At 72.6% G+C, this 25,011-nt stretch carries 18 protein-coding genes; 13 read left to right on the top strand and 5 right to left on the bottom strand.

The window, feature by feature from the left end:
• Positions 1–426 precede the first annotated feature (426 nt).
• The 7 genes from ahcY (at position 427) to addA (ending at position 14,340) form a co-directional block, all read left to right on the top strand.
• Positions 427–1,827: an adenosylhomocysteinase gene (gene ahcY, locus FV218_RS11375; RefSeq protein ID WP_147709786.1), complete on the top strand. Its 1,401-nt coding sequence runs from the start codon at positions 427–429 to the stop codon at positions 1,825–1,827.
• 320 nt (positions 1,828–2,147) lie between these two features.
• On the top strand, positions 2,148–4,643 hold the full coding sequence (locus FV218_RS11370; RefSeq protein WP_147709785.1) for a PAS domain-containing sensor histidine kinase: 2,496 nt from the start codon (positions 2,148–2,150) through the stop codon (positions 4,641–4,643).
• 176 nt (positions 4,644–4,819) lie between these two features.
• Positions 4,820–6,349: a tRNA (adenosine(37)-N6)-threonylcarbamoyltransferase complex ATPase subunit type 1 TsaE gene (gene tsaE, locus FV218_RS11365; protein WP_147709803.1), complete on the top strand. Its 1,530-nt coding sequence runs from the start codon at positions 4,820–4,822 to the stop codon at positions 6,347–6,349.
• A gap of 1 nt (position 6,350) precedes the next feature.
• Positions 6,351–6,776, top strand: coding sequence for a VOC family protein (locus FV218_RS11360; RefSeq protein WP_056090609.1), 426 nt, complete (start codon positions 6,351–6,353; stop codon positions 6,774–6,776).
• 70 nt (positions 6,777–6,846) lie between these two features.
• Positions 6,847–7,584, top strand: a complete 738-nt coding sequence (locus tag FV218_RS11355; protein WP_056090612.1) for a nucleotidyltransferase family protein — start codon at positions 6,847–6,849, stop codon at positions 7,582–7,584.
• A gap of 118 nt (positions 7,585–7,702) precedes the next feature.
• Positions 7,703–10,891 (top strand): double-strand break repair protein AddB, encoded by a 3,189-nt coding sequence (gene addB, locus FV218_RS11350; RefSeq protein WP_246685078.1) that lies wholly within the window; start codon positions 7,703–7,705, stop codon positions 10,889–10,891.
• On the top strand, positions 10,891–14,340 hold the full coding sequence (gene addA, locus FV218_RS11345) for a double-strand break repair helicase AddA (RefSeq protein WP_147709784.1): 3,450 nt from the start codon (positions 10,891–10,893) through the stop codon (positions 14,338–14,340). Before addB ends, addA begins: the two co-directional genes overlap by 1 nt.
• Before the next feature lie 42 nt (positions 14,341–14,382).
• On the opposite strand, the gene FV218_RS11340 is transcribed toward addA, so the two are convergent.
• The gene (locus FV218_RS11340; RefSeq protein ID WP_056090618.1) at positions 14,383–14,784 is read right to left on the bottom strand and encodes a hypothetical protein; all 402 of its coding nucleotides are present in this window, start codon (positions 14,782–14,784) and stop codon (positions 14,383–14,385) included.
• A 305-nt stretch (positions 14,785–15,089) separates the two neighbouring features.
• Between FV218_RS11340 and argJ the strand changes: the two genes are divergently transcribed.
• The 4 genes from argJ to FV218_RS11320 all read left to right on the top strand — a co-directional run bounded on the left by argJ (position 15,090) and on the right by FV218_RS11320 (position 19,099).
• Positions 15,090–16,340 (top strand): bifunctional glutamate N-acetyltransferase/amino-acid acetyltransferase ArgJ, encoded by a 1,251-nt coding sequence (gene argJ, locus FV218_RS11335; RefSeq protein ID WP_056090621.1) that lies wholly within the window; start codon positions 15,090–15,092, stop codon positions 16,338–16,340.
• A complete protein-coding gene (locus tag FV218_RS11330) occupies positions 16,337–17,074 on the top strand; it encodes an SIMPL domain-containing protein (protein WP_244474939.1) in 738 nt (245 codons plus the stop codon). The genes argJ and FV218_RS11330 overlap by 4 nt, the downstream gene beginning before the upstream one ends.
• 32 nt (positions 17,075–17,106) lie before the next feature.
• On the top strand, positions 17,107–17,535 hold the full coding sequence (locus tag FV218_RS11325; protein ID WP_056090624.1) for a (deoxy)nucleoside triphosphate pyrophosphohydrolase: 429 nt from the start codon (positions 17,107–17,109) through the stop codon (positions 17,533–17,535).
• Between the two features lie 70 nt (positions 17,536–17,605).
• Positions 17,606–19,099, top strand: a complete 1,494-nt coding sequence (locus FV218_RS11320) for a DUF6880 family protein (protein ID WP_147709783.1) — start codon at positions 17,606–17,608, stop codon at positions 19,097–19,099.
• Between the two features lie 116 nt (positions 19,100–19,215).
• Here the strand turns inward: FV218_RS11320 and FV218_RS11315 are convergent, their stop codons facing one another.
• Together FV218_RS11315 and FV218_RS11310 are read right to left on the bottom strand one after the other, a co-directional pair.
• Positions 19,216–19,578 carry a DUF427 domain-containing protein gene (locus tag FV218_RS11315; RefSeq protein WP_056090630.1) on the bottom strand — a complete coding sequence of 121 codons (363 nt, stop codon included), beginning with the start codon at positions 19,576–19,578 and terminating at the stop codon, positions 19,216–19,218.
• Positions 19,575–20,468, bottom strand: a complete 894-nt coding sequence (locus FV218_RS11310) for a methyltransferase domain-containing protein (protein WP_056090633.1) — start codon at positions 20,466–20,468, stop codon at positions 19,575–19,577. Before FV218_RS11310 ends, FV218_RS11315 begins: the two co-directional genes overlap by 4 nt.
• Before the next feature lie 152 nt (positions 20,469–20,620).
• On the opposite strand from FV218_RS11310, the gene FV218_RS11305 reads away from it, so the two are divergent.
• Positions 20,621–20,839, top strand: a complete 219-nt coding sequence (locus tag FV218_RS11305; RefSeq protein ID WP_056090636.1) for a hypothetical protein — start codon at positions 20,621–20,623, stop codon at positions 20,837–20,839.
• Between the two features lie 64 nt (positions 20,840–20,903).
• Complete coding sequence (locus tag FV218_RS11300; protein ID WP_056090639.1) at positions 20,904–21,668, top strand: ComF family protein; 765 nt, start codon at positions 20,904–20,906, stop codon at positions 21,666–21,668.
• A gap of 66 nt (positions 21,669–21,734) precedes the next feature.
• Here the strand turns inward: FV218_RS11300 and FV218_RS11295 are convergent, their stop codons facing one another.
• Complete coding sequence (locus tag FV218_RS11295; protein WP_147709782.1) at positions 21,735–22,991, bottom strand: MFS transporter; 1,257 nt, start codon at positions 22,989–22,991, stop codon at positions 21,735–21,737.
• 265 nt (positions 22,992–23,256) lie between these two features.
• On the bottom strand, positions 23,257–25,011 hold a 1,755-nt coding region (locus FV218_RS11290), incomplete at its 5' end, for an SbcC/MukB-like Walker B domain-containing protein (protein WP_281407814.1).

The following is a 25,011-nucleotide window of genomic DNA, read 5'->3' as shown; positions in this document are numbered from 1 at the left end:
TCAGTCGTTCGATCCCTAGGCGGTACCAATGCGAACGGAGCAGCGCGTCCGCGTTCTCGCCCGGAGCCAAGGTTTGGAAGTCGAGCAAAGCCGCCTGTCGCAGCCTTCAACATGAGCGTCCATCTCTTCGCGTTTTTCTATCCGAAAACTGATTAGTGAGAACCTGCTCCATCCGACCACGGACACCGGTACCAAGCGTCGGATGTCGACCACCGGCCGCCGGATTGAACTTTAGGCGAAGGCCGTCATCGGATGGGGGTCGAGTCGGCAGGCATGGCGCCCGCGACCGAACAGGCGACCACCGTACCCCACCCCACCCAGCCACCTTGGAACCCCTCGCATAAAGACATCTTTATGTCTTGATTGCCTCGCATCCCGTCGCCTGCTATAGCCCCGGCCAACACGCAGCGGAGAGACGGAACCCCCATGGCTCAGGATTACATCGTCAAGGACATCGCGCTGGCCGAGTACGGCCGCAAGGAGATCTCCATCGCCGAGACCGAGATGCCCGGCCTCATGGCGACGCGCGAGGAGTACGGTCCGTCGCAGCCCCTGAAGGGCGCGAAGATCGCCGGCTCGCTGCACATGACGATCCAGACGGCCGTGCTCATCGAGACCCTGGCGGCCCTCGGCGCCGACATCCGCTGGGTCTCGTGCAACATCTACTCGACCCAGGACCACGCCGCCGCCGCCATCGCGGCCGCCGGCATCCCGGTCTTCGCCATCAAGGGCGAGACCCTGGAGGAGTACTGGGACTACACCTCGAAGCTGTTCGACTGGCACGGCGGCGGCATGCCGAACATGATTCTGGACGACGGCGGCGACGCCACCATGTTCGTGCACCTCGGCCTGCGCGCCGAGAACGGCGACACCGCCTTCCTCGACAAGCCGGAATCGGAAGAGGAAGAGATCTTCTTCGCCCTCCTGAAGAAGAAGCTCGCCGAGAAGCCCAAGGGCTGGTTCGCGGGTCTGGCCGATTCCATCAAGGGCGTCTCGGAAGAGACCACCACGGGCGTGCACCGCCTCTACAACCTCGCCAAGGAGGGCAAGCTGCTCTTCCCGGCCATCAACGTGAACGACGCCGTCACCAAGTCGAAGTTCGACAACCTCTACGGCTGCCGTGAATCCCTCGTCGACGGCATCCGCCGCGGCACCGACGTGATGATGGCCGGCAAGGTCGCCATGGTCGCCGGCTTCGGCGATGTCGGCAAGGGTTCGGCCTCGTCGCTGCGCCACGCCGGCTGCCGCGTCCTGGTGTCGGAGGTCGATCCGATCTGCGCCCTCCAGGCCGCCATGGAAGGCTACGAGGTCGTCACCATGGAAGACGCCGCGCCCCGCGCCGACATCTTCGTGACCGCCACCGGCAACAAGGACATCATCACCCTCGACCACATGCGGGCGATGAAGGACCGGGCCATCGTGTGCAACATCGGCCACTTCGACAACGAGATCCAGGTCGCCGGCCTGAAGAACCTCAAGTGGTCCAACATCAAGCCGCAGGTGGACGAGATCACCTTCGCCGACGGCCACCGCATCATCCTCCTGTCGGAGGGGCGCCTGGTGAACCTCGGCAACGCCACCGGCCACCCGTCCTTCGTGATGTCGGCCTCGTTCACGAATCAGACCCTCGCCCAGATCGAGCTCTGGACCAACCCGGGCAAGTACGAGAAGCAGGTCTACACCCTGCCCAAGGCCCTCGACGAGAAGGTCGCCCTCCTGCACCTCGAGAAGATCGGCGTGAAGCTGTCGAAGCTCAGCCCCGAGCAGGCCGCCTATATCGGCGTCTCCGAGACCGGCCCGTTCAAGCCCGACCACTACCGCTACTGAGCCCGGCGCTCCTCCGAGGCGTCCCTCCGGGGGCGCCCCGGCTCCTCACCGACTCGTGAAAAGGCCCGGCTTCCCGCCGGGCTTTTTTTGTGAACGGGCCGGCCCGCCAGCTTGACCGCACTGTGACTTTTCTGCGGCCCCGGCGGCCCGCGTGCCCGAAACCGGAGAAGTCCGCCTCAACCCTCTTCCGGGACGAATCCGCCTCGCGCTACTGTGGGTCGATTCCTCAGGTGGAGTGATCCGCCGACGGCCCCGCGGGGCCGGAGGCGGGATCGGCGCGTTCGGCGCCGCGTCGGGGATTCGTGGGGGCGGACCGGATCATGAGGGTCGATCGAACGGCGCGCGCCGTGGTGTGCGCCGGCGCTGTCGTCGTCGCTGCAGCCGGTGGACCGGCGCGGGCCGCCGCGCCCGGAACGGACCCGTCCGCCTGGACCATCGGCCTCGGGCCGCACACCCACAACGCCGTCGGCCTCGCGATTCTCATCGGGCTGACGGTGTTCTCCACCATCCTGGCCCTGCTCCACATGCGCGAGCGCGCCCGCTGGAGCCACCGCGACGCGGAGCTCACCCGCGAGCTCACCCGCCTGCGCGGCGCCCACGACCGCGCCGAGATGCTGCTGCATTCCGAGCGCCAGGTCATCGTCACCTGGACCGGCCGCGGCTCCGGACTCATCGAGGGCGACACCGGCCTCGCCCTCGACGGACGCCGGCTCTCGGCCGACGATCCCGACCACCTCCTCCAGTTCGACGCCTGGCTCCAGCCCTCCGACGCCCGCGATCTCACCGCCGCCGTGGACGGCCTGCGCGCCCGCGGCACCGGCTTCCGCCTCAGCCTGCGCACCCAGGACGGCCGCTTCGTCGAGGTCCAGGGCCAGGCGCTCGCCGGCCGCGCCCTCCTGCGCCTGCGCGAGACCACGGAAGAACGCCGTGAACTCATGGACTTGCGCCTCACCCTCGACGAGGCGCGGCGCGGCCTCGCGGCGCTGGGCGGACTCCTCGACGCGATCCCCCAGCCCCTGTGGCGGCGCAACCGCGACGGGGCGCTCGCCTGGGTCAACACCGCCTACGTGGCCGCCGTGGAAGCCGACAGCCGCGAGGCGGCGCTCGGCCTCGAGCTCCTCGACCGCCAGGCCCGCGACCTCATCGCCCGGGACGACGGCACCCGGACGCCCACCGGCGGCCGCCCCGCCCTGCGCCTCTCCGCCGTGGTGGCCGGCGGCCTGCGCATCCTCGACGTGACGGAGAGCGCCGTGGAGGCCGGCCGCGTCGGCATCGCCGTCGACGTCTCGGAGCTGGAGAGCGTGCGCGCCGACCTCCAGCGCCAGATGGACGCCAACGTCCGTACCCTCGACCAGCTGCCCACGGCGGTGGCGATGTTCGACGCCCGCCAGCGCCTCATCTTCCACAACGCCGCCTACCGCCAGCTCTGGGGCCTCGACCAGGCCTTCCTCGAGGGCCGGCCCCTCGACGGCGAGATCCTCGATCGCCTCCGCGCCTCGCGAAAACTGCCCGAGCAGGCCGATTTCAAGTCGTGGAAGGCCGACGTGCTCGCCGCCTACCGCGCCGTGGAGGCCAGCGAGGCGTGGTGGTACCTGCCCGACGGGCGGTCCCTGCGCGTCGTCGCCGACCCCAATCCGCAGGGCGGCCTGACCTACCTGTTCGACGACGTCTCGGAGAACATGAAGCTCGAATCGCGCTACAACGCGCTGATGCGGGTGCAGGCCGAGACCCTCGACACCCTCAAGGAGCCCGTGGCGGTGTTCGGCGCCGACGGCCGCCTCACCTTCGCCAACCGTGCCTTCGCCACCCTGTGGCGCCTCGACGCCGCCACCCTGTCCGAGCGCCCCCGCGTCGACGCGGTGATCGCGGCCTGCCGCGCCCTCGCGCCCGACGAGGAGCCGTGGCTCGACATCCGCGGCGCCATCACGGGCCTGGAGAGCCGTGCCGGCCTGACCTGCCGCCTCGAGGTGATCGACGGCACCGTCCTCGACTGCGCCGCCCAGCCCCTGCCGGAGGGCGCCACCCTCCTCACCCTCATCGACGTCACCGCGAGCGTGAACGTCGAGCGGGCGCTCACCGACAAGAACGACGCCCTGGAGCGGACCTCGCAGCTGCGCGACACCTTCGTGAACCACGTCTCCTACGAGCTGCGCTCGCCGCTCACCAACATCATCGGCTTCACCCAGCTCCTCGGCGACGAGACCGTGGGCGCCCTCAACGAGCGCCAACGCGAATATTCCGGCCACATCATGCGCTCGTCGGGCGCGCTCCTGGTGATGATCAACGACATCTTGGATCTCGCCTCCATCGATGCCGGCTCCCTCGAGCTGTCGCGCGAGGTCGTGGATGTCCGCGCCACCGTCGAGGCGGCCGTGCGCGGCCTGGAGGATCGCTTCGCCGAGGCGGCCATCGGCCTCGACCTCGACGTGCCCGAGGACATCGGCAGCTTCGTCGCCGACGGCAAGCGGGTGCGCCAGATCCTGTTCAACCTGCTCTCCAACGCCGTGGGCTTCTCCGCACCGGGCCAGCAGGTCCGCGTCGAGGTCCGGCGCAGCGCCACGGACCTCACCCTCGCGGTCATCGACTACGGCCAGGGCATGCCCGAGGAGGTCGCCGCCCGGGTGTTCGACCGGTTCGAGAGCAACACCCTGGGGACCCGCCATCGCGGCGTCGGCCTCGGCCTGTCCATCGTGCGCTCCTTCGTCGAACTGCACGGCGGCCGGGTCGCCCTCGAATCCGCCCCGGGGGTCGGCACCCGCGTCACCTGCACCTTCCCCATCGCCGCCGGCACGGCCCGCCGGGCCGCCGCCGAGTAGGAAGCGTCGCCGATTCGGGAGCCTTCGGCCGTTCCGGGGTTTTGGTTAAGGATGCGCGTCTATGATGACGGGTATCGTGCGGCCCCGCGACGGCTCGCGGCCACGGTAGGAGTTGGGCGTTGAACGAGGACGGTGCGGATTCGCCCCAGCGTGACGTGCGGGCGGCCTGGGAGATCATGCTCCCCGACGAGGGCGCCACCGAGGATCTCGGCCGCTTCCTGGCCGAGCTCCTTCAGCCGGGCGATCTCGTCGCCCTGTCGGGCGGCCTCGGCGGCGGCAAGACGACCCTCGCCCGCGCGCTGATCCGCGAACTAACCGCCACGCCCGACCTCGACGTGCCGAGCCCGACCTTCACCCTGATCCAGCCCTACGAGGCGCCGGGCGGACGCCAGATCGTCCATGCCGACCTCTACCGCCTGCGCAGCCCCGACGAACTCGTCGAGCTCGGCTTCGACGAGATGACGGAGGCGGCCATCACCCTGGTGGAATGGCCCGAGCGCCTCGGCGACCGCGCTGGGCCCATCCTCACCGTCGATCTCTCCCTGCGGGCGGAGTTCGGCGACGGCGCGCGCTTTGCCCGCATCGACGGGTCCGGCGGCATGGACGCCCGGCTGAAGCGGGCCAGGGCCCTGCGCATCCTCCTCGTGCGCAGCGGCTGGGACGAGGCCGCGCGCATTCCGATGCAGGGCGATGCCTCTTCGCGCGCCTACGAGCGTTTGATAAAGCCGGACGGCGCCCGCGCCGTGCTGATGGTGTCGCCGCCCCGCAGCGACGGCCCGCCGGTGCGCAACGGCAAGCCCTACAGCGCCATCGTCAAGCTCGCCGAGAGCGTCCACGCCTTCGTCGGCGTCGATCGCGGCCTGCGGGCGCTGGGCTTCTCGGCCCCGCGCATCTACGGCGAGGACCTCAACGAGGGCCTCCTCATCATCGAGGACCTCGGCTCGGAGCCGGTGGTGGATGCCAGCGGCCCGCGTCCCGAGCGCTACGCCGAGGCCGTGCGCCTGCTCGCCAAGCTCCACGCCACGGAACTGCCCGGCGTGCTGCCCGTGGCCGACGGGATCGACCACGTCCTGCCGCCCTACGACCTCGAAGCCCTGGTGTTCGAGACCGAGCTGCTGCCCGACTGGTACTGCCCGGCGATCCGGGGGGCGGATCTGCCAGGCCCGGCCCGCTCGGAGTTCGTCGCCCTCTGGGCGGAGGTTCTAGGGGGGCTCATTCCCGAGCGCCCGACCTGGACCCTGCGGGACTATCACTCGCCGAACCTGATCTGGCTGCCCCAGCGCGAAGGCCTGGAGCGCATCGGCCTCATCGACTTCCAGGATGCCGTGCTCGGGCACCCGGCCTACGACCTCGCCTCCCTGCTGCAGGACGCGCGGGTCGATGCGACCGCCGAGTTCGAGCTGCGCCTGCTCGGGCTCTACGTCCGCGAGCGCCGCAACCGCGAGCCCGATTTCGACATGCAGGGCTTCGCCCGCGCCTACGCGGTGCTGGCGGCGCAGCGCGCCACCAAGATCCTCGGCATCTTCGCCCGCCTCGACCGGCGCGACGGCAAGCCCGGCTACCTCGCCCACCTGCCGCGCATCGAGGGCTACCTCACCCGCAACCTCGCCCACCCGGCCCTGACCCGCCTGCGCCTGTGGCACGCCGAGCACCTGCCCGACCTCGTGCCGAAGGCCGCACCGGACGCCGCGCCCGAGGACGCCTGAGATGGACCCGCGCCTGACCCTCGTGACCCTCGGCGTCGCCGACCTCGCCCGGGCGTCGCGCTTCTACGAGGCCCTCGGCTGGACCCGCTCGGCCTACGCCTCCGAGGGCGTGGCCTTCTTTCAGCTCGGCGGACTCGTCCTGTCGCTCTATCCCCATACGGCCCTGGCCGAGGATGCCGGCGTCGCGGTCGAAGGCAGCGGCTTTCGCGGCTTCGCCCTGGCCCACAACACCGCGAGCCGGGCGGAGACCGATGCGGTGCTGGCGGAGGCCGTGCGCGCCGGCGCCACCCTGGTGAAACCCGCCCGGGACGCGTTCTGGGGCGGCTATTCGGGCTACTTCGCCGATCCCGACGGGACCCTGTGGGAGGTGGCCTGGAACCCGGACTTGATCCCGCGGGCCGACGGCACCGTGCGACTGCCTGCTTGAATTCGACCGGGCCGGCTCGCCCGCGTTCATCCCACCTGCGCCCGGAAGCGCGATGCGAGACCCCGCCGGAATGTCCGACACGCCCCCCATCACCCGCGCCTTCGTCCTCGCCGCCGGCCTCGGCAAGCGCATGCGCCCCATCACCGCGACGGTGCCGAAACCCCTCGTCGAGGTGGCCGGCCGCGCCCTCCTCGACCACGCCCTCGACCGGGCTGCGGAGGGCGGGATCACGGAGGCCGTGGTCAACGTCCACTACCTCGCCGACCTCATCGAGGGGCATGTCGGCAAGCGCCGGACCGCCCCCGAGATCGTGATCTCCGACGAGCGCGACCGACTGCTGGAGACCGGCGGCGGCGTGAAGAAGGCCCTGCCGCTCCTCGGCGACGATCCGTTCGTGGTCTTCAACGCGGATTCGTTCTGGCTCGAGGGGCCGGACTCGAACCTCGGCCGCCTCGTCGCCGCTTGGTCGCCCGGGACCATGGACATCCTGCTCCTCGTCGCCCCCACCGCCACCAGCCTCGGCTACGAGGGCGCGGGCGATTTCGTGATGGCGTCCGACGGGCGCCTGGAGCGGCGCGGCGAGCGCGAGGTCGCGCCGTTCATCTATGCGGGCGTCGCCATCCTGAAGCCCGGGCTGTTCGCGGACACGCCCGAGGGTGCGTTCTCCCTCAACCTCCTGTTCGACCGCGCCATCGCCGCCGGCCGCCTCCACGGCCTGCGCCTCGACGGGCAGTGGCTCCACGTCGGCACGCCGGAAGCCATCGTCGCGGCCGAGGCCCGCGTGAAGGCCAGCGCGCAGGTGCTGTAGGCGGCTTCACGGCGCCGCATTGCAAGCTCCCGCCCTGGGCTTATGCTGACCGATGGTCCGATGGAGCATCGCGTTTCCGCGATGACAGGCGCCTCAATTCGTCCCACGAACGCCAACGGTGGCTGAGCTGACGCACACGAGCGACGACGAGCCCGCCAGCCCCTCCCGCGTCTTCACCATCCCCCCCGGCGCACCGTTCCTGCCGACCCTCGCCGACGCCCTGCTCTCCGGCCGGCTCGTGGGCGACCTCGGGGACGATCCCTTCGCCCTCGCCGCCGTCACCCTCTACCTGCCGACGCGCCGGGCCGCGAAGGCGTTCTCGGCGCTGCTGGCCCAGCGCCTGGGCCGGGCCGCCCTCCTGCCCCGGATGGTGCCCCTCGGCGAGGCCGACGAGGCCGAACTCGATCTCGCCACGACTCCGCTTCTCGAGAACGGGCCGGACGTGCTCGCCCCCGCCATGCCGCCCCTGGAACGCCGGCTGATCCTCGCCCGCCTCGTCCAGCAATGGGCCGAGGCCGTAGACCGCACCCTCCTGCCCATGGACGACGACGTGCCCTTCCTGGTGCCGTCCTCGCCCGCCGACGCCGTGGCGCTGGCCGCCGACCTCGAGCACCTCATGGACGCCCTCACCGTCGAGGGGCTGCCCTGGGCGGAGATCGGCGGCGCCGTCGAGGTGGAGTACTCGCGCTACTTCGGCCTGACCCTGGATTTCGTGAAGATCGCCGCCGAGCACTGGCCCGGAATCCTCGCCGAGCGGCACATGAGCGACCCCGTCGCGCGCTCGCGCCGCCTGCTGGTGGCGGAGGCCGACCGCCTGCGCCGCGAGCGCCCGGCCGATCCGGTGATCGTCGCCGGCTCCACGGGCTCGGTCCCGGCGACCACCCGCCTCATCGCGGCGGTGCGGGGGCTTCCCCGGGGCGCCGTGGTGCTGCCGGGCCTCGACACGCGCCTCGACACGGCCGGCTGGGATGCCATCGAGACGGGCGAGGGCAGCGCCAAGACGATCGCCCACGGCCACCCGCAGGCGATTCTGCACCGGCTTCTCGGGCCGACCGGCCTCGATCTCGCGCGCGGGGCGATCGCCGGTCTCGGAGACCCGGATGCGGCGGCCCAAGCCCGCGCGGACCTGCTCTCGCAGGCCCTGCGGCCCGCCGAGACCACGGAGGCCTGGGCGGACCTCGACCCGGAGGCCCGCCTGTTGCTCGGCGGGGCCGGCATGGCGGGGATCGCCGTGGTCGAGGTCTCCGACGAGCGCGAGGAGGCCCTGAGCATCGCCATCGCCCTGCGCGAAACCCTGGAGACGCCCGGCGCCACCGCCGCCCTCGTCACCCCCGACCGGAACCTCGCCGTCCGGGTCGCGGCCGAGCTCGCCCGCTGGGGCATCGTCGCCGAGGATTCCGCCGGCGAGGCCCTGTCGTGCAGCCGGGCCGGACGCCTCGCGCGGCTCACCGCCGAATGCGCCGCCGACCTTCAGCCGGCCCGGATCATCACCCTCCTGGCCCATCCGTTCGTGCGCCTCGGCCTGCCGCGGAGCGAGGTGGTCCGGGCCGCCGCCGCCCTGGAGATCGGTGCCCTGCGCGGTCCCGCCCCCGGGCCGGGCTTTGTCGGCCTGCACCGGGCGGTGGTCGATCAGCGCGGCGCCACCGGACGCCGGCCCCGGGCCAAGCGCCGCCTCGTCGACCACGACTGGGACCTCGCCGCCGACATCCTCGCCCGCCTGGAGGCGGCCTTCGCCGGCTTCCTTCGGACCGACCACGACGGCCTCGGCAACCTCGTCGCCTACGCCGCGTGCCACCGCGCCACCGTCGAGGCGCTGCTGGCCCCGCCGGCCGAGGGAGAATCCGAGCCCGTCGACGACGCCTCCCTCGACGTCCTCGACAGCCTGTTCGATGACATCGCCGCGATCCCCGACGAGATGAAGCCCGGCGCGCCCTTCCGGATTCCCGGACAGTTCTCCGACTACCCGGCCTTCTTCACGGCCCTCACCACCGAACGGCCCGTGGCCTGCGGCGGCGGGCGCCCGCATCCGCGCCTGCGCATCCTCGGCCTCCTGGAGGCCCGGCTCATGAGCGTCGACCGCATCGTCCTCGGCGGCCTCGACGAGGGCGTGTGGCCGATGAAGACGGTCACCGACGCCTTCCTCAACCGGCCCATGCGCGAGCGCGTCGGCCTCAACCCGCCCGAGCGCCGCATCGGCCAGAGCGCCCACGACTTCGTCCAGGCCCTGGGCCATCGCGACGCCGTCATCACCCGGGCGGCCAAGCGCGAGGGCGCGCCGACGGTGCCGTCGCGCTTCCTACAGCGCCTGCGCGCGTTCGCCGGGGAGGCGTGCTGGGAGCGGGCCGTGGCGGGCGGCCGGCGGTTCACCGCCTATGCCGCCCACCTCGACCGGGGCGCCGGTCCGGTGCCGCGCCTCTCCCAGCCCAAGCCCCGCCCGGACCCGGCCCTGTTCCCCCGCACCCTGAGCGTCACCGAGATCGAGACCCTGGTGCGCGACCCCTACGTGATCTTCGCCCGCCACGTGCTCGGCCTCGATCCCCTGGAGCCCGTGGCGGCGCAGCCCGGCGCGAGCGAGCGCGGCACCCTGATCCACGAGATTTTGGGAAAGTTCGCGCAGGCCTTTCCGGAGACGCTGCCCGAGCCAGGTGTCGCGCACGATCGACTCGCGGCCATCGCCACCAAGGAGTTTGCTGCGATCTCCGGGACGTATCCTGCGCTCTACGCCGAGTGGTGGCCGCGCTATGAACGCCTCGCTTCCAAGTTTCTCGACTGGGAAACCGCGCGCCGGGACGGTCTCACCCGGGTCCACGGCGAAGTCTCGGGCAAGTGGCTGATCCCGCTGGGCAACGAGACCTTCACCCTGCGCGCCCGCGCCGACCGGATCGAGCTCGGCCGCGACGGGACCGCCTGCATCGTCGACTACAAGACCGGCCAGCCGCCGAGCAACAAGGAGGTTTTCGCCGGCTTCTCGCCGCAGCTTACCCTGGAGGCGGCCATGCTCCTGCACGGCGCCTTCGATGGGCTGCCCCGGACGCCCGTGACGCCGGACCTGCTCTACGTGTACGCGTCCGGCGGTCGCAAACCGTTCGAGCCGCTCCCCGTGAAGCCGCCGAAGGGCGATGACCGCGAGGTCGCCGCCATCGTTTCCGAACACGAGGGCCGCCTGCGCGGCCTCCTCGCCCGTTTCTTCACCGGCGAGGCGGCCTACACGTCGCGCCCCTACCCGAAATTCGCCAAGTCCTACGGCGATTACGACCACCTCGCCCGGGTGCTCGAATGGTCGCTCGGCGGCGAGGGAGACGGCTGATGACGGCCCATTCGCCGAAGGCCTTCGTGGTCGACGACCTCACCCAGGCGTCCCAGCGCCGGGCCGCCGATCCGCACGCCTCGGCCTGGGTCTCTGCCAATGCGGGGGCGGGCAAGACCAAGGTGCTCACCGACCGGGTGGTGCGGCTGCTGCTGGACGGGGCGCCGCCGGCGCGCATCCTGTGCCTGACCTTCACCAAGGCGGCGGCCGCCAACATGTCGATCCGGGTGTTCCGGGTGCTCGGCCGCTGGGTCACCCTCGACGCGCCCACCCTGACGCAGGAACTGACGGCGCTCACCGGGGAGCCGCCCTCGCGAGAGACGCTGCGGGCGGCGCGGCGCCTGTTCGCCCGGGCGGTGGAGACGCCGGGGGGGCTCAAGATCGAGACCCTGCACGCCCTGTGCGAGCGGCTGCTGCACATGTTCCCGTTCGAGGCCAACGTCCCGGCCCGCTTCGAGGTCTTGGACGACGACCACGCGGACGCGGCCTTCGCGGCGGCGGTGGACGCGGTCTACGCCGAAGCGATCTCGGCGCGCGCGGATCGGGACCTCGCGGCGGCCTGGGCCATCGTCAGCGCCGAGGCAACGGGCGACATCCTGCGCCGGACGATCCGCACGGCCCTGCGCGCGCGGGGCGTGTTCGCGCAGCGCGGCGGGCTCGAACGGTCGTTCGCCGCCCTCGCCAGCGCCCTCGACCTCAAGGCCGGCGAGACGGTGGCCGCCGTCGAGGCCCGCATCCTCGCGGGCGGGCTCGGCGATCTCACGGACTTCGCCGCCCGCCTGCGCACGGGCAAATCCACCGACGAGGGGCTGGCCGACAAGCTCCTGGAGGCCGAGGCCACCGAGGGACCCGGACGGGTCGAGGCGTATCGCGCGGTGTTCTTCACCAAGGACGGCAGCCCGAAGGCCGACCGGAGTCTCGGCACCAAGGCGGTGCCGGAAGAGGCCCGCCAGGCCCTCGCCGACGAGCGCGACCGGATCGCGCCCCTCGACGATTCCTTACGCGGCGTGCGCGCCCTGGAGCGCACCCGCGCCCTGTTCACCCTGGCGGCCGAGATCCACCGTCGGGTCGAGGCCGAGAAGGCGCGCCTCGGCGCCCTCGACTTCGACGATTTGATCCACAAGACCCTCGATCTCCTGGCCCGGGTCGATTCCGCCTGGGTCCTGTACAAGCTCGACCGGGGCATCGACCACGTCCTCGTCGACGAGGCGCAGGACACCAACCCGCTTCAATGGGAGATCCTGCGCCGGATCACCGCCGAGTTCGCCGCCGGCGCGGGCGCCCGCGAGGTCGCGCGGACGCGCTTTGCCGTGGGCGACCCCAAGCAGTCGATCTACAGCTTCCAGGGCGCCGAGCCCCGCGAGTTCGAGACCACCCGGCGGGAATGGATCAAGGCCGCCGCCGCCGCCGACCTGCCGTTCGAGGACGTCCACCTCACCCTGTCGTTCCGCTCGACCCGGGGCGTCCTCGGGGCGGTGGATGCCACCTTCAAGGTTCCCGAGCATTACGAGGGGCTGTCGTTCGAGGACACCGGAATCGGCACCGTCCATACCACCGCGCGGGCGACCGCCCCCGGCGCCCTCGAACTCTGGCCCGTCGCCGAGCCGCAGGCCGAGGCGGACCCCGATGCCTGGGCCGCCCCCGTGGATGCGCCCGAGGCCAACGCTCCGGCCGTCGTCACCGCGCGGCGCGTGGCACGGGCGGCCGCGACCTGGATCACCACGGGCGACGAGACCGGCCGGGTCTGGCGTCCGGGCGACATCCTCATCCTGGTGCGCAAGCGCTCGGTGGCGTTCGAGGAGGTGATCCGCGCCATGAAGGGACTGGGCGTGCCCGTGGCCGGCCAGGACCGCCTCGACATCGCCGCCCACATCGCCGTCAACGACCTCGTGGCGGTGGGGCGGGCCGGCCTCCTGCCCGCCGACGACCTGACCCTCGCGGGGGCCCTGAAGACACCCCTCGTCGGCCTCGACGACGACGACCTCGTGCGCATCGCCGCCCGGCGGGAGGAGTCCGAGACCCTCGAGGATGCGCTGGCCCGCCACGCCGCCGCCGGCGATCCCGCCGCGATCCGGGGCCGGGACGCCCTGCGCCTGTGGATCCGTCTGGCCGCCTGCGAAGGCCCGTTCGCGTTCTACGCCGCCATCCTCGGCGCCCATGGCGGGCGCCGCGCCCTGGTCTCCCGGCTCGGCGGCGAGGCCGGGGACGCCATCGACGTGTTCCTCGCCACCGCAGCCCAGGCCGAGCAGGCCGGCGAGGCGTCCTCCCTCGGAGGCTTCCTTGCCCGCTACGCCACGGTGCCGGGGCGCGGCGAGGCCGGGCACACGGTCAAGCGCGACCTCGAATCCGGCCGCGACGAGGTCCGGGTGATGACCGTCCACGGGGCCAAGGGCCTGGAGGCGCCCCTCGTGGTGATCATCGACGGCAGCGAGCCCCTCGGCCGCAACGATCCGCCGCTTTTCACCCTGGCGGGGGGGCTGCCGCCGGTCTGGTCGAGCGCCAAGACCTATGACAGCGAACCCATCGGCGCGGCGCGGGCCGGCCTCCAGGCCCGCGCCCGCGAGGAGCACCACCGCCTGCTCTACGTGGCCATGACCCGGGCCGCCGATCGCCTCGTCGTCGCCCCCTATCGCGGGCACGAGACCGGGGGCGAGACCGCCTGGTGCGAGATGATCCGGCGTGGCGTCGAGGAGGATATCGGTCCGGGCACCGCGATGGAGCGGCCCTACGGCCCCGTCACCCTCTGGCACGAGGGCGGTGCCGCCGCGGCCCCCGCCTCCGCCGCCGCCGCGCCGGCCCAGGCGGACGCCGTGCCGCCGTGGCTCGAAACACCCGCGCCGGACGAGACCGAGCCCGCCCCGCCCGTGAGCCCCTCCGGTGCGCTCGGCGCGGCGGATTCCCAGCGCACGCCCGGCCGGCGCCAGGGCGATGCCCAGGCCCGGCGCCGGGGCGTGCTGATCCATTCGCTCATCGAGCACCTGCCGCGCCTCGACCCGGCACTGCGCAGGAAAGCCGCGACCCGCTTCGTGCGCGCCCGCGCGCCGACCCTCGAGGACGCCGCGCGAAAAGCCATCGTGGCCGCCACGATGCGGCTCCTCGATGAGCCGGATCTCGCGCCCCTGTTCGCGCGGGATGCCAGGGCGGAGGTGACCCTGTCGGGCCGTGTCGTGGTCGAGGGGACCGAGCGCCCGGTCTTCGGCCGCGTCGATCGCCTCGCGGTCGGACCCGAGACGGTGGTGGTCGCCGACTTCAAGACCGGTCGCCCGCCAGCCGAGGATGCGCCCCTGTCGGATGCGGATGCCGGGCAGATCGCGCTCTACGCCGCCCTCCTCGCCCAGATCTTCCCGGGCCGGCGCATCGTGCCGATGCTGGTCTGGACCTCGGGTCCGACCCTGCGTCGTTTGACCGAAGATGAACGCGCCCGCGCGCTCAAGGGGCTGGCGGCGTGACGAGAGCCGCCGGTGCGCGCGACGCGCGGGCGGGTCGGCGAATCAGGCCCGGGTGCCGAGGGCCTCGCGGACGGTGATGGCCACGGCGTCCGTGCGCTCGGCCTCCACCACGTAGAGTTCTCCCGTGTCGAGGCCCGTGGCCTCGACGGTCGCGTGGGGAACGTCGCTGGCGAAGACGATGCGCAGATCGGGACGCAGGGCGCGGGCCTCCAGGGCGAGTTTCACGCACCCGAGTTCGCCCGTGAGGCCGAGATCCGTGACGAGAACGTCCACGGGCAGGCCGAGCGCCAGGACGGTCATGGCGTCGACCCCGCAATCGACCGTGGTGGTGGCGTAGCCGGCGCGGCGGATCTGGGCGGCGACATCGTCACGCCAGTGCTTCTGGCGCCCTGCGATCAGAACCTGGACACCGTAGGCGCCACCGGACGAGGCGGTCTGTTCCATGGTCGGGGCTCCCCATGTGCGCCTGGCCATACCGTGATCGTCACCTCGAATGGGTTGCATCGCAACATGCTAAGCCACGCCGGGCCCACGACACAAGCCCACCGCGCGCTTTCCCGGACGGCTGTTGCTAGGGCAATTCTTCGTCCGGCGAAGTCGTTCCCTTGTCGTCGACCCCGTTGACGGGGCGGGCGGGGCCGGGGCAACACCGCCCGGCCGCCGGAATCACCAACCGGCACAGCGCCCGGGACCTTCTTCGCCCGGGATCTCCCTCGCCCGAGGCGACCGACAGCCGGAGACCCGCACCGATGGCATCCGCCAAGACCGTTCCCGTCTCGCCCCTCGCCCCCCGGCACCAGCCGGACCTCCCCGCCATCGCCGGGGTCGGGCTCGCCACGGCGCAGGCCGGCATCCGCTATTCCGGGCGCACGGACGTGCTCTACGTCGCCCTGGCCGAAGGGACCGAGGCCGCCGGCGTGTTCACCCGCTCGCGCTGCCCCTCCGCCCCGGTGGATTGGTGCCGGCACGCCCTGGGCAGCGCGGGCGCGCGGGCCCTCGTGGTGAATTCCGGCAACGCCAACGCCTTCACCGGCGCGCGGGGCCGGGAGGCCGTGGAGCTGACCGCCGCCATCGCGGCGCGGGCCGCTGAGTGTGCGCCCGAAGCGGTGTTCATCGCCTCCACGGGCGTCATCGGCGAGCCCCTGGACGCCACCAAATTCGAGGGCGTGCTCGCCGCCTGCGCCGCCCGCACGGAGGGCGGCGCGGCCGCCTGGGCGGCGGCGGCCCAGGCGATCATGACCACCGACACGTTTCCGAAGCTCGCCACCCGCCGGGCCAGCATCGACGGCACGGTGGTGACCCTCAACGGCATCGCCAAGGGCGCCGGCATGATCGCCCCCGACATGGCGACGATGCTGAGCTTCGCCTTCACCGACGCCGCCCTGCCGCAGGCCGTATTGCAGGCTCTACTCACCGCCGGAACTGCGAAAAGCTTCAACTGCGTGACGGTGGATGGCGACACCTCCACCTCCGACACCCTGATGCTGTTCGCCACGGGTGCGGCGGGCAACGCGCCCGTCACCGACGCGGCCGACCCGCGCCTGGCCGACTTCCGGGACAAGCTCGACGATCTCTTGGTGGAGCTGGCCCAGCTCGTGGCCAAGGACGGCGAGGGCGCGCGCAAGTTCGTCACCGTGCGGGTGGAGGGCGCCACGAGCGACGCCTCGGCTCACCGCATCGCCATGTCCATCGCTAACTCGCCCCTGGTGAAGACGGCGGTGGCCGGCGAGGACGCCAACTGGGGCCGGGTGGTGATGGCGGTGGGCAAGGCCGGCGAGCCGGCCGACCGCGACCGCCTCGCCATCTGGTTCGGCGATGTCCGCGTCGCCCGCGAGGGCGCCCGCGACCCCGATTACAGCGAGGATGCAGCCAGCGCCGTCATGCGCGAGTCCGACATCGAAATCCGGGTCGAACTCGGCCTCGGCGAGGGGGCCGCCCGCGTCTGGACCTGCGATCTGACGCAAGGGTACATCGCCATCAACGGGGATTACCGCTCGTGAGCGCCCGCGCCGGCACCCTGGCCCTGGCCGCCCTGGCCACCGTCTGGTTCGTCCCCGCCCGCGCCGAGGACGCGTCCGCTCTGAAGGACGGCCGCATTCACGTCGTCGGCCGGGCCAGGGCCGAGACGCCGCCCGATTTCGCCTCGGTGGAGATCGGCGTCGAGGCCAAGGGCGCGACCCCGGCCGTCGCCCTCGACGCGGCGAGCGCGGCCGCCAAGGGGCTCATCGCGCTCGCCGAGACCTTCAAGGTGCCGGAGGCCGACATCGGCACCACGGCGGTGACCCTTCAGCCCGTGACCCGCAGCGTGCGCCAGCCCGACGGCTCCATGACCGAGCGGGCCGACGGCTACCGGGCAGCCAACACCGTCCGCCTGCGGCTCGCCGACATGGGCCGCCTCGGCGATCTCATGCGGCGCGCCCTCGAGACCGGGGCCAACCGAATCGAGGGCGTCAGCTTCGGCCTGCGCGATCCCGACGCCGCCGAGGCGGCCGTGCGGGTCGCCGCCATGAAGGACGCGACCGCGCAAGCCGCGCGTCTCGCCGAGGCGGCCGGCGTCACCCTCGGGCGCGTCGTCGCCATCCGCTCGCCGGCGGCGTCCGGTTCGTCGCCCGATCTGCCGATGCCCGCCCCGATGGCGATGCGCTCCAAGGCCAGGGACGTCCGCGTGCCTCTCGTCGCCGGCACCATCGAGACGGCGGCCGACGTGTCCGCCACCTTCGCCATCGCCCCATGACCCGGTCTCAAGACATGAGTCCGTCTCAAGATATGAGCGGGCCTGCGATCGCTCCCCTGCGCATCCTCCTCGTCGTCGCCGTGGCCCTCGTCGATACGGACGGACGGGTGCTCCTGGCCCAGCGCCCGCCGGGCAAGCAGCTCGCCGGCCTGTGGGAGTTCCCCGGCGGCAAGGTCGATCCCGGCGAGCGCCCGGAGGAGACTCTGATCCGCGAACTCCACGAGGAGCTCGGTATCGCCGTGAAGGAGGCCTGCCTCGCGCCGCTCACCTTCGCGAGCCACGCCTATCCCGACTTCCACCTTCTCATGCCGCTCTACGTCTGCCGGCGCTGGGAGGGGATTCCCCGGTCCATGGAGGGGCAGGCCCTGAAATGGGTGCGCCCGCGCGACCTTAGGGATCAGCCGATGCCGCCCGCCGACGCGCCCCTGATCCCGTTCCTCATCGATCTGCTGGGACCCTGAAGGGTCCCCGGGGCCTTGATGGTGCGGGCCGCCCGCGACACCTTTCGGCTCTGATGGGAGGCGACGCGGTATGGCGCGCAAGGCGGAAACGAAGCAGGCGACGGCCAAACCGGCCTCGAAGCCCAAACGCGCCTCGCGAAAGACCGCGCCGAGCCCCGAGACCCTGACCGAACTCGGCCTGGAGCGGCTGATCCGCCTCGTGCTGGACGAGACCGGGCGCAACCCGGCCTTCAGGAAGCTGGTCACGGCGGCGGTGGCCGGGCTCCAGGGGCCCGATGCCGTCGCGGCCCTCATCGACCGGCGCCTCACGGCCCTGGAGCGGGCGAGCGGCTACATCGACTGGCAGAAGCGCCGCGCCTTCGCGGCCGACCTCGATGCCACGCTCACCACCGTCGTGGCCGAACTCGCCCCCCTCGACGCGCGGGCCGGCCTTGACCGGCTGCTGCGCTTCCTCGCCGCCGCGCCGGGCGTGCTGGCGCGGGTCGACGATTCGAGCGGGCAGGTCCACGGCGTCTTCGACCGCGCGGCCGAGGCCGCCGCGACCTTGGGCAAGGGCCTCGCGCCCGCCGAGGCGGCTGCCTTCGCCGAGCGCCTCGTCCCGATGCTGGCGGCGGACGAGCACGGCCTCGTCGAGGATCTGCTCTACGCCCTGATCCCGGACCTGCCCGAGGCCGCCCTCGCGTCCCTCGATTCGGGCTTGGCCGCTGCCCTGCCGCCGCGTCCGGTCAAGGCCGGGGGCGCCCAGGCCTGGGCCCTGCAGCTGGAGCGCAGGCGGACCTTACGCCTGCGCCAGATGCTGGCTGACCGGCGCGGTGACGTCGATGCCTTCATCGCCCTGGAGCGCGAGGCCGCGCCCGAGCACCCGGAGCGGACGGCGATCGCCGAACGCCTTCTCGGGGCGGGGCGCTTGGATGAGGCCCTCGACTGGGTGCGCCGCCCGCAGAAACGCGGCCTCGTCGTCGTCAACCGCGAGCAGATCGTCACCGGACAGTTCGATCCGGAGGCGCCCGACCGCGCCCGGATCGACCTCGAGATCCGCCTCCTCGACGCCCTGGGGCGGGGGTCGGAGGCGCAGGGCCTGCGCTGGGGGCAGTTCGTGCGCAGCCTGGACGCCGGGATGCTGCGGGCGCATCTCGCCAAGCTGCCGGATTTCGAGGACGAGGACGCCCTGGAGCGCGCCTTCGCCCACGCCGCCGCCCATCCCGACCCGTACCGGGCCCTGCACTTCTTCACCCACTGGCCGAAACCCGATCGCGCTGCCCGCCTCGTCGCCGAACACACCTGGGACGGGGGCCGCTACGAGATCCTGGTGCCGGCGGCCGAGGTTCTGGAAGCCAGCGAGCCCCTGGCGGCGGCCCGCCTCTACCGGCTCCTCGTTGACGACATCCTGGAGCGTGGGCGCTCGGCCGCCTACGGGCACGGCGCGCGCCACCTCTCGACCCTGGAAGCCCTCGACGCCCGCCTCGATCCCGGCGCCCTGGTGCCGGACCATACGGAGTACCGCGCCGGCCTGCGCAAGGCCCACGGCCGCAAGGCGGCGTTCTGGTCTCAGGTGCGCGAGTGATCCGGCGGCCGCTTGATCGAAGCGGCTGAGGGATCACGAAGCCCGCGCGGCGCTTGAGCGAAGCCCAAATTCGCCATCCCGAAGGGATCAACCGGATTTGGTAGGAGGCGTCCGGCCTACGGCACGACCTCGATGGCATCGACCCGGTCGGGATAGAAGGCAAGGTGATCGCGGATCGCGGCCACCGCCGGATAGGGATCCGCGTAGCTCCACACGGCGTCGGGCCGTTCGGTGCCATCGACGGACAGGCTGAAATAGCCGGCCTCGCCCTTGTACGGGCAATGGCTCCGGCGGGCGCTCGGGACGAAGTGGTGCCACTGCGCGTCGGCGCGGGGGATGTAGAACACCGGCGGATAGGCCGCCTCGGTCAGGACCAGGGCGGCACCGGTCTCGGCCACGGTCACGCCGCCGACCCGCACGCGGACGCGGCCGGCATGGGGCGTGATGGTGATGGGATGCTCGGGCCCGGGCTGCTTCATGAGGGACTCCGCATGGGGTCGTGTTCGGTGGTGCCGAGCGCCGCGGCGAGGCGGGTGCGGGCGCTGCCGGGCTTGAGCGGCACCTGCTGGCTCGCGTGCGGCGCCCAGCCCGAGAGCCACAGGATCTCGAAGGTGGCGCGCAGGCGCCCATCCGGATCGGCGAAGCGCTCGGCGTAGATGGCCGCCGCCCGCATCAGGGTGGTCCGGCGCAGGGGCGTGCGGCGTCGCTCGGTCAGCACGTTGGTCAGCCCCATGGCGCGCAGGTCGCGCATCAGGGCGAAGGGATCGGCGTAGCGCACGGTGACGGTCTCGATATCCGTCACCGGCAGGGCGAAGCCCGCCCGCTGCAGGAGGCTGCCCATCTCGCGCACCTCGGCAAACGGCGCGACGCGCGGGCTGACGCCGCCCTCGATTTCGCTCTCGGCCTGCCCGAAGGCCTGGCGCAACTCCGTCAGGCTGCGCCCGCCCAGAAGGCAGCCGATGAACAATCCGTCCGGCTTCAGGGCACGGCGCAGTTGCGCCAGGGCCCCGGGCAGGTCGTTGACGTGCTGGAGGGCCAGGAGCGACACGGCGAGGTCGACGGTGGCGGGGGCGACGGGGAGGGCCTCGGGATCGCCCACGGCGACCGCCACGCCCGGCGTCGCCTCCACCAGGGGCGACAGGCGCAGGACCGCGTCGCAGCGTCCCCCCGCCGCCAGGCGCAGGGCGGCGTCCGGCGTCGGTGTCCCGAGGTCGAGGGCCTGCGGGAACCGCCGCAGGACCGCGCCGAGGCGGTCGTCGAGGTCGTCGCAGACGCGCGTCACGAGGAAATCGGCATGGCCGGCGCGGCGCGCCCGGGCGAGACGGGTGCGGGCCAGGGCGGTGTCGAACAGGGGCGGCGGTCGCGTCATCGGGTCCGGGGCGTCGAGGATCGATTCGTTAACATGGCGCGCGGGCCCTGGCGGGACCAGCGCGCGCGACGATGGAACGCTTCCGCGGACGGAACGCCGGTGTCGCCCCGGATGTTCTGTCTCCCACGAATCCATCGGAAGGCATCCACGTCATGAAGTCGATTCTGTTCGGTACGGCCCTCGCCCTGACGGCCCTCGTGGCCACCACGGGCGCCGAGGCCAAGGGCTGCCTCAAGGGCGCGGCCGTCGGCGGCGTGGCCGGGCATGTCGCCGGCCACGGCGTCCTCGGTGCGGCGGCGGGCTGTGCTGTCGGGCGCCACCAGGCGAACAAGCGCGACCGCCAGCAGCAGGCCCAGCCCCCGGCCCGCTGAGAATACCGCGCGACCGCCCACGGGGCGGTCGCGCAGAAGTAGAACATCGCATAAGGTTCGCGGCATGATTGCCGCGATCCGCCAGCTCGCCACCGGCCTGCGCCTCACGTGGGGTGCCGCCCTCGGCCTCGTCTATCCGCCGACCTGCCCGGGCTGCGGAGCCGCCACGGCGCAGCCCCACGCCCTGTGTCCGGCCTGCTGGGCGCAACTGCGCTTCATCGAGCGGCCCTATTGCCAGCGCCTCGGCACGCCGTTCTCCGTCGATCACGGCGCCGGCCCGCTGCTCTCGCCCCGGGCCATGGCCGAGCCGCCGGTCTTCGGTCGGGCACGGGCCGCGGTGCTCTACGATGGCCTCGCCCGCGACCTCGTTCACCGCTTCAAGTACGGCGACCGCCTCGATCTCGCCCCGACCCTGGCCCGCATGATGGCCACCGCCGGGGCCGAACTCCTGGGGCAGGCCGATTGCCTCGTGCCGGTGCCGCTCCACCGTTGGCGCCTGTGGCGGCGGCGCTTCAACCAGGCGGCCCTGCTCGCCCAGGGCATCGCCGCGCTCACGGGCCTGCCCGCCGACACCCGGACGCTTGCCCGCGTGAAGGCGACCCGCTCGCAGGTCGGCCTGTCGCGGGCCGCCCGCGCCCGCAACCTTCAGGGCGCGTTCCGGGTGCGGGAGGCGGCCCGGCCGAAGCTCCAGGGCCGGCGCGTCCTCCTCATCGACGATGTCGCCACCACCGGGGCCACCGCCAATGCCGCGTCCCGTGCGCTCCTGCGCGCCGGCGCGGCGTCCGTCGATGTCCTCACCTTCGCCCTGGTGGCGGGCGAAACCCTCTGACGGCGCGCGAACGAGAACGGGGACCTGGAGGTCCCCGCTTCGAAGCTGCGTAGTCCGGCTCAGGCTTCAGACGGTCACGGGATCGAGGCGCCCGGTTTTGGCCGCTTCGACGGGGGCCGGGTCCAACACCTTGCCGCGGGGCCCGACCCAGGTGCCGACCCACTTGCGCTGCCACAGGAGCAGGCAGCCGAGCACCACCGCCGCGAACACGGCGTAGCCGACGAAGCCGTAGGCGAAGGAGCCGGTGTACTGCTTCGACAGGCCCATGACGTTGGGCAGGATCGCGCCGCCGAGGGCCCCGACTTCGCCGATCATCGAGCCCGCCACAGCGGTGTTCGCCGGCCAGCGCAGGGGGACGAGCTGGAACAGGGCGCCGTTGCCGGCCCCGAGGGCGGCGAAGCACAGCATGAACAGCCCCGTAGTGACGACGAGGGACGGCGTGGCCGTGAGCAGCAGGAACGACGCGACGGCGGCGAGCAGCACCACGGACAGGACGAGGATGCCGCCCATACGGTCGGCGAAGTATCCGCCCACCACCCGGATGCCCGAGCCCATCAGGGCGGCCAGCATGGTCAGGCGCCCGGCCTCGACCTTGGTGACCCCGAACTGCTCGTAGAAGAAGGTCGGCAGGAAGTTCGACAGGCCGATGAAGCCGCCGAAGGTGATGATGTAGATGAGGTTGAACGACCAGCCGTCCTTCTGGAACAGGCAGGAGACGTGCTCCTTGAAGGACTGGTGCTCGGCATCCGGCGGCTCCTTCGCGAACACGATCATCACCACGAGGGGGATCGCCATGACGCAGCCGGCGAAGCCGTAGACCGTCTGCCAGCCATAGGCCTGGGCCAGCGGCGGCGCGAACAGCACGGCGAGCACGGTGCCGGAATTGCCGGCCCCCGCGATGCCCATGGCGAGGCCCTTGTGCTCCTTCGGGAACCAGCCCGACCCCAGCGACAGGGCGACGCCGAACGAGGCGCCGGCGATGCCGAGGAGCACGCCCATGGCGAGCACGTCGTTGTAGGTGTGAACGAAGAAGAACCCGTAGGCCATCGCCGCCATGATGATCGACATCTCGGTCACCGCGGCGTTCTTGCGGCCGATATACTGGGCGAGGATGCCCAGGGGAAAGCGCATGATCGCCCCGGCCAGGATCGGCAGCGAGATCATGAAGCCGGTCTGGGCCGGGCTGAGCCCGTAGGTCTCGGTGATGAACGGGCCCATGGCGCCGTTCAGGACCCAGATCGCGAAGCAGAAATCGAAGTAGAGGAACGCGGCGAACAGGGTCGGGGGATGACCGGATTTCATCACGGTCTTGAAACTGGCCATGGAGTGCTCGTCTCGAGGTTCGCGGGTCCCGCGCGTCGCGCGGCCGCTCATGCCAAGGGATTCGGACTCGCGCCGTCCGCCTCGCGGGGCGCCGTTGCCCCGCCTGCCGCCGTGACGGCAGCGGGAACTGGCAAGCATCGCCCGTGCCAGACACGGCACGGGCGGCCGGACGTCCACGAAACGGGTCTCGGGACGCCCCGCGCATCTCGGACGCGCCGATCGCCTGCCGCAAACCGGTGCAGTTGCCGCTCAACACATGGGCTGACTAGGGCGCGGGCATTCCGGCATCCACGACGCTGACCACGCTGCGGCCGTTGCCGCGCTTCTCCACCCGGACCTGCACGGCGATGCGCTCGATCATCGCCGCCACGTGGGTGATGACGCCGACCTTGCGGCCCCGGCCCTGGAGCGTCTCGAGGGCATCGACGGCGAGATCCAGGGTCTCGGCGTCGAGCGACCCGAAGCCCTCGTCGATGAACAGGGTGTCGACGAAGGAATCCCGGCCCTCCAGCCCCGAGAGGGCCAGCGCCAGGGCCAGGGAGACGAGGAAGCGCTCGCCGCCCGACAGGCTGCGGGTGGCGCGCAGGTGATCCCCCATATCGCGGTCGAGGACGTGGAGGGCGAGATCCGTGGTGGCACCGCGGGCGAGGCGGTAGCGCGGGCTCAGGGCGGCGAGCTGTGCGTTGGCGAGGTGGACGAGGTGCTCGAGGGTCACGCCTTGCGCAAAGCGTCGGAACTTGTCGCCCCCCGCCGAGCCGATGGCGTCGTTGACGGCATCCCAGGTCTCGAATTCAGCGCGCGCCGTACCGATCTGCGCCTCCAGGCCGGCGGCCTGGGCCCGCGCCGCCTCTTCGCGGGCAAGATCCGCCGCGATGGCGCCGAGGCGCTGCTGATGCCGCGCCATGGCCTCGGCACCCGCCTCCGCCTCGGCCTGGGTTGCCACGACATCGATCTCGGGACCCGTGAGATAGGCGTCGCGGTCGGCCCGGCGGGTGGCCAGCGCCGCCGTGGCGTCGTCGATCTCCCGGGCGCGCGCATCGGCCGCCCGCCGCAGGCCGGCCCGGATCTCCGGCGCCTGTGCCAGGAGGGCGGCCACCGCCTCCGGTGCCCGCGCCCCGCACGCCGTCGCGAACGCGGACCGAGCCGCCGCGTGTCGGGCGAGGGCGGTTTCCCGCCGGGTGGTCGCGTGTTCGGCGGTGCTGCGCGCCCCGGCCAGCGCCGTCACGGCGGCGAGATTCGCCTCCACGGCGGCCTTCAGGCCGAGATTCGCCGCGACGCGACCCTTGTTGATCCGGGTCCGGTGCGCCGATGTCTCCTCGCCGCCGAGGAGGGGCGCCCGCCGGGCCCGGGTTTCCGCGAGGGTCGCGGTCCGGGCCTGAAGAGCGGTTTTCGCGGTGTCATGGACCGCCACGGCGCCGGCGAGGGCCGCCACGGCTCCGGCCATGTCGACGGAAAGCGTCCGGACCTCGTGCTCCAGGGCGAGGCGGCGCTCGCTCAAGGTCCGGTGCCCGGCGGCGACCGCCATCACGCGCCGGGCGGCCGCCGTGCCGTCGCGGTCGAGGTCGGCGAGGGTCAGGCCGGCGGCGGCGAGGGCCGGGGCGGCGTCGTGTCCGAGGGTTTCGGTCCGCTCGGCCAGGGCGCCGGCCCGGGTCTGCGCGCGCTCGGCGGCGAGTTCCGCGGCTTGCAGGGCGATGCGTGCCTCGGCCGTTGCGGCCTCGGCGGCTTCCATCTGGGCGCCTGCCGCTTCGGCGGCCCGGCCGAGGCTGTCGATCTCGCCGCGCAGGGTCTCGGCGGCGCTCAGGGTGCCGGTGAGCGACTGCCTCGCCGCCCGCGTCGCCTCCGCAAGGGCGGTGAGGGCGTCATGGGCATCCGGGGTGAGGGCGGCCGAGACCGGCGGGGCGATCCCGGCTTCGGTGCCGCCGGTCACCAGGGCCGGGTGCAGGGCCTCGTAGGCGCGGGCGGTCCGGTCGAGGCCGGTCCGCGCGGCCTCCCCCGCCCGCACGGCCTCGGCGTGGCGGGC

Source organism: Methylobacterium sp. WL69 (assembly GCF_008039485.1).
Classification (GTDB): Bacteria; Pseudomonadota; Alphaproteobacteria; order Rhizobiales; family Beijerinckiaceae; genus Methylobacterium.
Note: the sequence above shows the minus strand (reverse complement) of the source record. Positions and strands in the feature narration are given on the sequence as shown.